13 protein-coding genes are annotated in these 12,607 nt (G+C 31.4%); all 13 read right to left on the bottom strand.

All coding sequences use genetic code 11. From position 1 onward, the window contains the following. Positions 1–62: 62 nt before the first annotated feature. The 13 genes from RWS90_RS01690 to ruvA all read right to left on the bottom strand — a co-directional run bounded on the left by RWS90_RS01690 (position 63) and on the right by ruvA (position 12,507). Positions 63–449, bottom strand: a complete 387-nt coding sequence (locus RWS90_RS01690; RefSeq protein WP_314548228.1) for a VOC family protein — start codon at positions 447–449, stop codon at positions 63–65. Positions 450–466: 17 nt separating this feature from the next. Further along, entirely contained in the window at positions 467–1,324 is an 858-nt protein-coding gene (locus RWS90_RS01685) for a DegV family protein (protein ID WP_314548227.1), read from the bottom strand. 38 nt (positions 1,325–1,362) lie between these two features. After that, on the bottom strand, positions 1,363–1,908 hold the full coding sequence (gene nusG, locus RWS90_RS01680; protein WP_314548226.1) for a transcription termination/antitermination protein NusG: 546 nt from the start codon (positions 1,906–1,908) through the stop codon (positions 1,363–1,365). Between the two features lie 11 nt (positions 1,909–1,919). Beyond that, the gene (gene secE, locus RWS90_RS01675; RefSeq protein ID WP_314548225.1) at positions 1,920–2,093 is read right to left on the bottom strand and encodes a preprotein translocase subunit SecE; all 174 of its coding nucleotides are present in this window, start codon (positions 2,091–2,093) and stop codon (positions 1,920–1,922) included. A gap of 177 nt (positions 2,094–2,270) precedes the next feature. Further along, positions 2,271–3,122: a bifunctional 5,10-methylenetetrahydrofolate dehydrogenase/5,10-methenyltetrahydrofolate cyclohydrolase gene (locus RWS90_RS01670; protein ID WP_314548224.1), complete on the bottom strand. Its 852-nt coding sequence runs from the start codon at positions 3,120–3,122 to the stop codon at positions 2,271–2,273. Continuing rightward, on the bottom strand, positions 3,106–3,729 hold the full coding sequence (gene plsY, locus RWS90_RS01665; RefSeq protein ID WP_314548223.1) for a glycerol-3-phosphate 1-O-acyltransferase PlsY: 624 nt from the start codon (positions 3,727–3,729) through the stop codon (positions 3,106–3,108). The genes RWS90_RS01670 and plsY overlap by 17 nt, the downstream gene beginning before the upstream one ends. Positions 3,730–3,736: 7 nt before the next feature. Further along, positions 3,737–6,130, bottom strand: a complete 2,394-nt coding sequence (gene pheT, locus RWS90_RS01660; protein WP_314548222.1) for a phenylalanine--tRNA ligase subunit beta — start codon at positions 6,128–6,130, stop codon at positions 3,737–3,739. 12 nt (positions 6,131–6,142) lie between these two features. Continuing rightward, positions 6,143–7,165 carry a phenylalanine--tRNA ligase subunit alpha gene (gene pheS / locus RWS90_RS01655; protein ID WP_314548220.1) on the bottom strand — a complete coding sequence of 341 codons (1,023 nt, stop codon included), beginning with the start codon at positions 7,163–7,165 and terminating at the stop codon, positions 6,143–6,145. A gap of 487 nt (positions 7,166–7,652) precedes the next feature. Further along, positions 7,653–9,365 (bottom strand): phosphoenolpyruvate--protein phosphotransferase, encoded by a 1,713-nt coding sequence (ptsP, locus tag RWS90_RS01650; protein ID WP_314548219.1) that lies wholly within the window; start codon positions 9,363–9,365, stop codon positions 7,653–7,655. Position 9,366: 1 nt separating this feature from the next. After that, positions 9,367–9,630, bottom strand: coding sequence for a phosphocarrier protein HPr (locus RWS90_RS01645; protein WP_314548218.1), 264 nt, complete (start codon positions 9,628–9,630; stop codon positions 9,367–9,369). Positions 9,631–9,968: 338 nt separating this feature from the next. After that, positions 9,969–10,733 (bottom strand): epoxyqueuosine reductase QueH, encoded by a 765-nt coding sequence (locus RWS90_RS01640; protein ID WP_314548216.1) that lies wholly within the window; start codon positions 10,731–10,733, stop codon positions 9,969–9,971. Between the two features lie 174 nt (positions 10,734–10,907). After that, positions 10,908–11,906 carry a Holliday junction branch migration DNA helicase RuvB gene (gene ruvB / locus RWS90_RS01635; protein ID WP_314548215.1) on the bottom strand — a complete coding sequence of 333 codons (999 nt, stop codon included), beginning with the start codon at positions 11,904–11,906 and terminating at the stop codon, positions 10,908–10,910. Positions 11,907–11,925: 19 nt separating this feature from the next. Continuing rightward, positions 11,926–12,507 carry a Holliday junction branch migration protein RuvA gene (ruvA, locus tag RWS90_RS01630; RefSeq protein ID WP_314548214.1) on the bottom strand — a complete coding sequence of 194 codons (582 nt, stop codon included), beginning with the start codon at positions 12,505–12,507 and terminating at the stop codon, positions 11,926–11,928. Positions 12,508–12,607 lie beyond the last annotated feature (100 nt).

Genomic DNA, 12,607 nt, shown 5'->3' with positions numbered 1-12,607 from the left:
CTTCCGGTAATTTATTTCAATGTAGTTACATTATATCATATGATTACAAAAAAATCAAATGATTACCACATTTTAGTACGAATTACTTCAATTTTATATCCATCTGGATCTTTAATGAAGTAATAACTTGGCGGGAATCCTGGTAAACCTTTAAGGTCTGTTACATCATATCCTGCCGTCTTTTGTTTGTCATGTAACGCTTCTAAATCTTCTACAGAAATAGCAATATGACCGTATCCATCACCTAAATCATACGCACCATGATCATAATTGTAAGTTAATTCTAATTCATAATTAGATCCAGGTAAAGTTAAATATACTAAAGTAAACTTATACTCTGGAAAATCTTTTTCTCGACTTACTACAAAGTCAAATGCCTCAGTATAAAATTTTACTGATTCTTTTAAATTTGCTACACGGTAGCAAGTATGCGCCATAGTTTGAACCATTTTCCCACCTCTTAAATTTATAATATCGTCCATCCAAACCCAACTGCACCTATTCCTAGGTGTGTCGAAATAACAGGGCTTATTCCATCTATCTCTACAGTTACATTCGAATAATTTTCATCAACATATTTTTTGATTTCTTCTGCTTTTTCTAATGCATCAACATGTAGAACACATACAGTAATATGTTCACCTTCATGTTGTTTGTAATACTCATCGAATAATTCATACATTCTCGTTACAACCTTCTTGTATGTGCGAATTTTTTGAAACGGTACAATTACCTTATTATCAAAATGCAATAAAGGTTTCACCTGAAGTAAACTTCCTACCACTGCTTGCGCTCCGCTTAATCGCCCACTACGTTGTAAATGAGATAAATCATCTGCCATAAAATAAGCATTAGACACTTTTTTCATTTCATTTAAAGCTGAAATAATTTCTTTTGAAGATTTCCCTTCTTTTATTAATCTTGCCGCTTTAATAGCATAATAACCCTCTGGTCTACAAGATACTTCAGAATCAAACGGATGAACATTTAAACCGTCAACCATCAGTCCTGCTACAGAGTATGATGAATACGTGCCACTTATTCCACTTGATAAAGCAATAGCGATTACATCAGTATACCCTTCTTCTTTTAATTTTTCTAAGCAAGCTACAACTTCTCCAATAGCTGGTTGAGAAGTTGTCGGAAACGCATTGTTAGGATTTTTTAAATATTCATGATACTTATCAAGAGGCATATCTATTACTTCTTTATAAGAATTACTATCTATAATTAAATTTAGATAAACAGTACGAATATCTAATTCTTTCTTTAAATCCTCTGATAAAAATGCAGTTGAATCCATAATTATAGCAATTTTTTCCACACTCTATCCGACTATCTTAAAAGATAGCTTTTCCTTTCTTAGAATTTTTCTATATTATAAAGTTCAAGCTCCACTTTAGTCTCTCTTCCCATAAGCTCAATCATAACATCAGCTTTATAGTTGTGCAAGTCTAAATTAACTACTTTCCCTTCCATACCAACGAATGGACCAGAGATAACACGAACATAATCTCCAACCTCAATATCAATATCTACAACACTAGATAATCCCATTTGTTGTAAAATAAAGTTGATTTCTTCTGGTAATAATGGGCTTGGTTTTGAACCTCCACCATGTGATCCAACAAATCCAGTAACACCCGGTGTATTTCTAACAACGAACCAAGAATCATCAGTCATAACTAACTCAACAAGAACGTATCCCGGGAATGTCTTTCTGTTAACTTCTTTTTTCTTTCCTGTTGGAGTTAAGATAGTCTCTTTCTCTTCAGGAACAACGATTCTAAAAATCTTATCTTCCATACCAAGAGACTCAACTCTTTTTTCAATATTATCTTTAACTTTGTTTTCATAACCAGAGTAAGTATGTATCACATACCACTCTTTACTTACTGTATCACTCATAATAACCTCTCTTATCTACTGAAGTGTCTAATTCCAGCAGTTATTCCTAAATCTACCGCGTAGCTAAATAGCATTAATATTCCAACTACAACAATAACAATCAATGTTTTTCTAACAAGTTCACTAAAAGTTGGCCAACTTACTTTTCTCATTTCAGCAGCAACTTTTCCTAGAAATCTAATCATTAAGTCCAAACCTCCCACATAAATTTCTTACTATACATTTTTAAAATTATATCACAGTATAATTTATAAGTCTATATCTGTAAAATAATACATTCTTATACAATATAATATTGTATCATTAAATCATAAACATTTCAATTAAATATAGTCTCAAATAATTTATATAGTTTTTTAAAGTTATTTATTTAGTAAATCATACGTTGCAGTTAAAGTATTTCTCATTAACATAGTAATTGTTAACGGACCCACTCCTCCTGGAACTGGTGAGATGTATGCTACTTTATCTAAAAATTCATCTAGATTTACATCACCTACTAGCTTACCATCTTTATAGTTATTACCTACATCAATAATTGTACATGTTGATTTAACTTTCTCTTTTCCACTTAAGAAATGAGCGACTCCTACACAACTCACTATAATATCCGCTTGTTCAATTAATGACTCTAGGTTTTTCGTTCTAGAATGCGCAGTGATTACAGTTGCATTATTTTGAAGTAATAAAGTTGAAATAGGTTTTCCTACAATATTACTTCTTCCAATTACTAATGCTAGTTTCCCAGAAATTTCTTCTCCAGTAGATTTTATCATTTCTAAAATCCCTAATGGTGTACACGGAATAAGTTTAGCTTCACCAATAACGAGTTTACCAACATTTACAGGATGAAATCCATCTACATCTTTAAGAACACTAACAGCATTCAAAACTTTTTCCTCATCTATATGTTTAGGTAAAGGTAATTGTACTAGAATCCCATGAACTTTATCATCTGTATTTAATTTTTCAATTTCATTTAATAAATCATCAGTAGTAATTTCTTCTGGTAATTCTATTTTGATAGAATTTATATTATTTTCTAAACAAGCTTTATGTTTTGAATTAACATAACTTCTTGAAGCTTTATTATCTCCAACTAATACTACAGCAAGCGTTGGTTCAACGCCTTTTTCTCTTAATACAGTAGCTTCATTTTTAATTTCTTCTCGCAACTTCTTTGCAAGCTCAGTTCCACTAATGGTTTTTGTCATTCTTTGTTCCCCTTTTTATTTTCAGTTTTGATTGATTCTCTGTTCCATTTATTAATCTTAATATATTCTTTTTGTGCACATAAATAACAAATATACACATTACTATCATTACCCACTTATCTATTCCTGATTCAAAAATACTTAGGTATCCGATAGCAGTTAAACTCATCAAAATACTTCCTAAAGAAACATATCCTGTTAAGAATAGCGTTGCAAAGAATATTACCAATAATAACAAACTTAACATAGGATATAAGAATATAAAAACTCCTGAACCTGTTGCTACAGCTTTTCCTCCTTTGAAGTTTGCAAAGATAGGGAATACATGCCCTATCATTGCAAAAGCTCCAAATACAGATAGAAAATCTACTCTACCTAACATTAGTGTCGGTAAAAATGTAGCTACAATCCCTTTTGATACATCACATACAAAAACAGTTATCCCTGCTTTTTTCCCAAGGCATCTGAATGTATTTGTTGTACCTAAGTTTCCACTTCCTAATGTCCTAATATCAGTATTATAAAATACTTTTCCTACTATTAATGCAAAAGGAATAGATCCAATTACATATGCCAAAATACAAAACAATATAATTTGTGTAATCATAGACTACCTACCTAATAATAGCTCCGTATGCTGTAAGTGCAACAAGCACTTTATCATGTACTGATGTTACTTCTTCGTCTGTTAAAGTCTTTTGCTTATCGCTATAAGTAATTGTTAACGCTAAAGATTTCTTACCAGCTAATAACTCAGCACCAACATATAAATCGAATAATTCTACTTTACTAATTAGCTTACTATTTACTGATTCAACAACATTATAAATATTTTGATACTCATCTTTCACATCAACTAGCATAGCAATATCACGAGTAATTTCTGGATATTTAGTTACTTCTTCATATTTAGGTCTAACTTTACTTTCTGAAATTACTTCATCTAAATTAATTTCAAATACATAAGTTTTATTTAATCCAAGTTTGTCTGCAACTTGTGGATGAACTTCACCGATAAATCCAATACGTTTTTCACCTAAGTAAACCTCAGCAAAACGTCCTGGATGCATACCTTCAAGAGTAGATTTTTTATATGTAACTTTCTCATCTAAGCCTAAACGTTCAAATACAACTTCTAAATACCCTTTAGCCGCAAAGAAATCTAAAGCACTACTTTCTTTAAGCCATTTAGTTGCTCTTTCTTCACCTGTTAAAGCTGCACTTAAGTATAATGTTTCTTTTGGTTGAATATTGTCATCACCACTTCCGAAAAATACGCGTCCAATTTCAAGAAGTTTTAAATCTTTTTGTTTTCTAGCCACATTATATTGTACCGTATTTAATAATCCTGGAACCAAACTTTGACGTAAAGTTGAATGTGTTTCAGTCATAGGCATTAATAATCTTACTTTATGATGATCTTCTAAAGTATACTCCGTAGCTTCTTCTTCTGATACTAATGAATAATTAATAGTATCGTTAAATCCTAAGCTAGCATATACTGCACGAAGGTCACGCACCATTCTTTGCGAATAAGTTAAACCACCCTTTGTAGTTTTAGAGAATTTTGGTAATGTTGAGGCTAGGTTATCATATCCATAAATTCTAATAACTTCTTCAACTAAATCTTGTTTAATTGAAATATCCGGTCTTCTAGTAGGTACTTTAACTACTAAGTTTTCTCCTGTTACTTCTACTGTAAAGCTCAGCCCTTCTAAAATAGCTACTATTTCTTCAGTTGATAATGTAATTCCAAGATAGTTGTTAATATAAGTAGTTGTGATTTCAACAATTTTCTCTTCTTCTTTGTTTACTATTCCAACAGAACTTTCAACTACAGCATTCGGGCATAATTCTAAAATTAATTCTACTGCACGAGCAAGAGCTGCTTTTTGCATATTAGTATCAATACCTTTTTCAAATCTTGCCGAAGAATCACTTCTTAAACCATGAGCAGCTGAAGTACGACGTACTGATGTTGGATTAAAGTAAGCAGATTCTAAAATAATATTTTTAGTTTCCTCACTTACTTCTGTGTTTTTACCACCCATTACTCCACCAAGTGCAATAGCGCGAGAACTATCAGTAATTACTAAGTCAGTTGTTTGTAGTTTTCGCTCTTCTCCATCAAGAGTTTCAAGAACTTCACCTTCTTTAGCATCACGAACTACGATTTTATCTCCTACTAGGTCTTTATCAAAAGCATGCATTGGTTGACCAAATTCTAATAGAACATAGTTAGTAATATCTACTATGTTGTTAATCGGACGTATTCCAGAGTTCATAAGTCTTGTTTGTAACCATAATGGAGAAGATTTAACTTCTACATTTTTCACAACTTGACCTACGTAGTTTCTACAAGACTCACTTTCAATTGAAACTTGTAATGAAGTCTCTTCATAATTTTCTTCTTTCTCAACATCTTTAAAATCAACTTTATTATTGTATAAAGCACCTAATTCATAAGTAAGCCCACGCATACTTAGTGCATCCGCTCTGTTTGGAGTTATTGAAAGATCTAAGATATAGTCATTTAAACCAAGTACTTCAACAACATCAGAACCTAACTCTTGTTCAGTTTCAAATACGTAGATACCTTCTTGATAATTTTTAGGTACAACACTTTTACTTAATCCAAGTTCTGCTAAAGAACAAATCATACCTTGTGATTCAACACCACGAAGTTTTGCTTTTTTAATTTTGATTCCTGGTAATTTTGCTCCTACTTTAGCAACGATTACAAACTGTCCAGCATCAACATTTGGTGCACCACAAACAATTTGTAAGTTTTCTTCTTCACCAACATTAACTTGACACACATTCAATTTTTCAGCATCAGGATGTTTTTCTTTAGACACAACATATCCAACTACTACACCAGAAATTTCTTCTGCTAAATATTCAACACCTTCAACTTCAATACCACCACGAGTGATTTTTTCAGCTAATGCATTCGCATTATCTTCAACATTTGTATATTGTTTTAACCAATTATAACTTACTAACATTACTACCTCCTATTAATCGTTTCTATCACTATTGAATTGTTGTAAGAATCTTACATCATTTGTATAGAAACTTCTAATATCGCTAATACCATATTTTAACATCGCAACACGCTCAGGACCCATACCAAAGGCAAATCCAGTATATACTTCAGGATCAAAACCAGCCATTTTAAGAACATTAGGATGAACCATACCTGCTCCTAATATTTCAAGCCATTTAATGTTTTCTTCATCATCTTCATTTCCCCAAGATACATCAACTTCAACAGATGGTTCAGTAAACGGGAAGAAACTTGGACGCAGGCGAATTTTTTTATTTTCACCGAATACAGCTTTAATAAAATGCTCTAAAGTACCTTTTAAATCACTGAATGTAATATTTTTATCTACTACTAATCCTTCAATTTGAGTAAATTGGTGTGAGTGAGTAGCATCATCATTATCACGACGGAATACTTTACCAGGACAAATAATCTTGATTGGTCCCTCACCATTAGCTTTTAACATTTCACGAGCTTGAACTGGTGAAGTTTGTGTTCTCATTAATAATTCATTTGTAATATAGAATGAATCTTGCATGTCACGAGCTGGGTGATCTTTTGGTAAATTTAACATTTCAAAGTTAAATTTGTCAGTTTCCACCTCTGGACCCTCTGCAACTGAATATCCCATAGAAATAAATATTTCTTCTATTTCCTCAATAATCTTATTTAGTGGGTTTAATCCACCTAACTCAACTTTTTTACTAGGTAGCGTAACATCAATATCCTCACTAGCTAATTTCAACTCTAATGCTACCTTAGCTAATTCAGCTTTTTTCTCTTCTAGACTATCATTAATGAAAGTTTTTACCTCATTAACAAGTTTACCAAAAGTCGGCCTTTCTTCAGGAGATAAATCACGTGCACCTTTCATAACTTCCGTTAATGCACCTTTTTTCCCTAAAAATTTAACTCTTAGGTCATAAAGTTCTTTTTCATCTTTAATCGTTTTAACTAATTCTAAATATTCTTTTCTTATATTCTCTAAAGTCATAAGTTCCTCCTTAAAAATTTAATATAAAGACATTGATATAAGTTCTATTATTTATCCAAAATAAAAAGTCCCTCAAGACATAGTCTTAAGGGACGAATATATCGCGGTACCACCCGTATTTTAAAGCTGTTACGCTTCCTTATAATAGTTTATAACGGATACCACCCGATTGTACTCATAATATACTTATACAATTACTCATAAGCTGAAAATATATTCTCAGTTAGTACAACTCTTTCAGTCGCGTAGTTGCTCCCTGTTAAAAACATCCAATATACTGTCTTAATCATCGTTTTTGAAAAATTTTATATTTAAAATAATAATATAAATACGCGATAATGTCAACCAATAAGGCTATTTAAATTGGAAATTATACAAGTAAATCTTATTTTATCAAGTGTTATCTCAAACCTCTATAGTTTACAACATTATCAATTCAATAGATAAAAAAGACTTTTGGGCGAACCAAAAGCCTTTAATTTAGTAATTATTTAGTGTATTCTTCTACTAACGCTAATACTTCTTCAGTTGTTGAGCACATAATGGCTTTATCAACTAACTCTTTCATTTTTTCTAATGATAAGTTTTTGATTTGGCTACGCGCTTGAAGAATTGATGTAGCTGACATAGAGAATTCATCTAATCCCATACCTAATAATAATGGAATAGCTAAGCTGTCTCCAGCCATTTCTCCACACATTCCAGTCCATTTACCTTCTTTGTGAGATGCTTCAATAACATTTTTCACAAGACGTAGAATAGCTGGATTGTATGGTTGGTATAGATAAGATACTTTCTCACTCATACGGTCTGCAGCCATAGTATATTGAACTAAGTCATTAGTACCAATAGAGAAGAAGTCTACTTCTTTAGCAAAGATATCAGCGATAACTGCAGTTGATGGAATTTCAACCATAATACCTAATTCGATATCGTTGCTTACCGCAATACCTTCTGCTACTAATTTTTCTTTTTCTTCTAAGAATAAAGCTTTTGCAGCTCTAAATTCTTGAACTGTTGCAATCATTGGGAACATTACGCAAAGTTTACCATAAACTGAAGCACGTAATAATGCTCTTAGTTGAGTTCTAAATAAGTCTTTTTCTTCTAAGCAAAGACGAATAGCTCTGAATCCTAAGAATGGATTCATCTCTTTTGGTAAATCTAAGTATGGTAACTCTTTATCTCCACCAATATCTAAAGTACGAACTACAACAGGTTTATCTCCCATTCCTTCTAATACAGCTTTATAAGCTTCGAATTGTTCTTCTTCAGTTGGCAGTTGATCACGTCCCATATATAGGAATTCTGTACGATATAATCCGACAGCTTCTCCACCATTATTGTTAACACCTTCTAAATCAGCAGGCGTACCGATATTCGCTGCTAGAATTACTTCGTGTCCATCTTGAGTTACAGATTTTTCTGTAACTAATTTAGCCCATTCAGCTTTTTGAGCTTCAAATTTAGCGTATTTTTCTTTTAATTCAGTTGTAGTAGCTTCATCAGGATTTACGTATACAATACCTTCTAATCCATCAAGAATTAAAACATCACCATTCTTAACTTCTTCAGTAATTGTACTAGTTCCTACTACTGCAGGAATTTCTAATGATCTTGCCATAATAGCTGAGTGAGATGTACGTCCACCAATGTTTGTCGCAAAACCTTTAACGAATTGTTTGTTAAGTTGTGCAGTATCAGATGGAGTTAAATCTTCAGCAATGATGATTACTTCTTCATCAATTAAGCTTGGATTTGGTAAATCTACACCAAGTAAGTGTGCTAAAATACGTTTAGAAACATCGCGAATATCAGCGGCACGTTCTTTCATGTAATCATTATCCATCGCTTCAAACATAGAAACAAACATATCTGAAGTTTCTTTTAATGCATACTCTGCATTAATTTCTTTTGATTGAATATCTGTTTTAACAGTTCCCATGAATTCTGGGTCTTCTAGTATTAATAAGTGAGCTTCGAAAATAGTTGCTTTATCAGCTCCTAAGTTTTCTAAAGCTTTATCTTTGATGATTGTTAATTCTTTTTTAGAAATTTCAATCGCATCTTCAAAACGTTTAACCTCAGCATCTATATCATGAACCTTAACTTCTTTGACTGTTAAATCAGGCTCAACAAAAATGTATGCTTTAGCAAAAGATATGCCTTGAGAGGCTGCAATACCTTTTAGTTGTAACATTTTATGCTAATCCTTCTTTCTTCATTGTTTCTTCTAAAGCTGCTAATGCTTCAGCTTCGTCAGCTCCATCAGCATAGATTACGATATTAGCATCTTTACCAACTCCAAGGCTCATTACACCCATGATTGATTTTAAGTTTACTTTGCGTCCGTTGAATTCTAATTCAATATTTGATTGGAATTTAGAAGCAGCTTGTACTAATAAAGTAGCTGGTCTAGCGTGGATTCCTGTTTCATCGATAACTTTAAATTCTTTTTGTAACATAGTAGTGTCTCCTTTTATTTAAAAAAATATTTACATTCAAATAATAACACATGAAAGCAATATTTACAAGTATTTTATACTAATTTTACTTTTAAAACTATTCTTATTCTATAACAAAGAAAACCATTTCTTAATGAATAACAACACCTTACCACTATTCTTTTGAAAAACTTATGAAAACAAATTTTCAATGTTTAATGCCACAAAAAGATTCAACTAAAGAAAAAAGTATCTGTTACAGCACTAGTAACGATACTTTTTTTATATCATATTATTATTCTTATATTTAAAATTATTATATTTTTATTATTATATTGTAAACCAAAGAAAAATATTTATTACACTAATTCTCCACCAAGTTTAATAATAGATTTGAATTTTTCATAATCTTCATGATTTCTATTAAATTCACGAGCATTTTTATTAATTTCCTTAAAATCTATTCCTTGATCTTTGGCAGCAAATACACAACCACAATAACACTGTCTATAAATATTATAATCATTACACATTTCTACAGATCTTTTATAACCATTATTCTTCTTAAAATCTGAAGGTAAATAGTATATTGAAACTTGTTCTTGCAGCACATATCCTGCCTCATTAATGACAGTCGCATTTTTTTTAGGACTAAGTGTTAATGCAGAAGCAAAGTAGTCATAACCTAATTCTTCAGCCTTTTGAGCGGAAGAGTCTAAACGCATTTCATAGCAAATATGACATCTATCTCCACCTTCTCTGTCTTCTTCATGCCCTTTTACTGCACTAATGAATTTGTTCGGAGAATATTCATCAGCTAAAAATTTGATTTTTTTATCGTTTCTTTTATTGAATTCTTCTACAAAATCTTTTTGCACCAACATACGTTTTATATACTCTTCTTTGGGGTGTATATTCGAATTTGAAAAGAAAATTGTTATGTCACTAATTTCAGATAAATATTCTAATACGTAAGTACTACACGGTGCACAACATGAATGAATAAGAATCTTTGGACGGAAATTATTTTTTTCCCACTCTTTTATAAGTTCTTTCAAGACATTATCATAATTGATTTTTTGATTTTTATGTCTAGTATTTATAAATTGTTTACTATCAATCATACAAATTTAATCCTTCTAAAATTTCTTATATTTTACTTACCAAGTTTAATATACTTTTCCATATTTTACAATTAATATAGTCACTAACTAAAAAAGATTATCAATAAGTTAAAACATGAGTTTCGAGATATTACCTTAATAAAGTATATATAATAAAACCCATGTTATTTTTTATTAACCTTTATAGCTAATTCCTAAATGCTGATATGCCTTAGGTGTTGCACGACGACCTCTTGGAGTACGCTCTATAAAACCTTCTTTAACTAAATATGGTTCATAAACATCTTCTATCGTTATACTCTCTTCTCCAATCGTAACAGCTATTGTTTCCAATCCAACAGCACGACCGTCATAACGTTTTATTAAACATTCTAATATTTTATAATCAATATTATCCAGACCTTTAGCATCCACTTGTAACAAATCTAAAGATTCTACTGCCAAACTTTTTGCTATCACACCATCATTTTTCACTTGCGCAAAGTCTCTAACACGTTTTAATAGTCTATTAGCAATACGCGGTGTTCCACGAGATCTCATAGCAATCTCATACGAACTATCTTCGTCAATATCACATTCAAAAATATCAGAGGTTCTTTCTATTATATTTTGAAGTTCATTAATAGTATAAAACTCTAAACGACAATGAACACCAAATCTATCTCGAAGTGGAGCTGTTAATGCTCCAGCTCTAGTTGTAGCACCCACCAAAGTAAATGGCGGCAACTCAATTCTAATACTACGTGATTCCTCACCCTTACCAATTACAATATCAAGATAGAAATCTTCCATAGCAGAATAAAGAATCTCTTCAATTGATCTGCTAATTCTATGTATTTCATCAATAAAAAGAACGTCTCCAGGTTCAAGACTAGTCAAAATCGCTGCTAAATCTCCTGATTTTTCTATAGCAGGTCCTGATGTATATTTAATACCAACTTCCATCTCATTGGCTATTATAGTAGCAAGTGTCGTTTTCCCTAAACCCGGTGGTCCATATAACAAACAATGATCCAATACTTCACCTCGAAGTTTTGCAGCTTCTATAAAAATTTTTAAATTACTTTTTATTTGCTCTTGACCTATATATTGACTTAATAACTTCGGTCTTAAAGACTGTTCCTCGCGCTCTTCTCCAAAATTTTGACTTGCAGATACCATTCTATCTTCCATAATTTCCTCCTTTCACAGTTTATGCATTCATTAATAATTTTAATCCTTGTTTTACATATTCATCAACACCTGAAAAATCAAACGCTGATAATTTTTTCTCAATTTTCGTAAGTTCCTTTTTACTATACCCAAGTGCTTCTAATGCAAGCATTGCGTCACTAAGATAATTATTTATTGCAGTTGGAGCACTGCTAATATTTGCCATACTAAAATCAACCTTACCTTGTAAATCTAGAATAATCTGCTGAGCTGATTTTTTACCAATTCCAGGAAACTTAGTTAAATAAACAGCATCTTGATTTTCAATTGCACTTATTATTTCCTCACTAGTTCCTCCTGCTAATATTGCTAATGCACTTTTCGGTCCTACGCCTTTTACTTTTAATAATAATAGAAACACTTTCTTCTGTTCCTTATTCGAAAATCCATAAAGAACATTAGAATCTTCTCTCACTTGTTGACTTATATAAACTGTTCTATCGTCATTTAAATGGTATTCATAAGGATTTGCTACTACCACTTCATAACCTATACCATTATTATCAACAACAATATTAGTCGGATTTATTTCCGAGATTTTTCCTTTAATATATGCGTACATTACATTCACACTCCTGATTGATTATTTTATTATAAAATTAAACGTAAAAAATCTCAAGTATTTTATATAATAATAGAGTTTCAACTAACAAAAAAACCTG

The organism is uncultured Gemella sp., assembly GCF_963529685.1.
In the GTDB taxonomy this organism is placed as follows: Bacteria; Bacillota; Bacilli; order Staphylococcales; family Gemellaceae; genus Gemella.
This window is presented reverse-complemented; position numbering and strand designations above follow the sequence as displayed.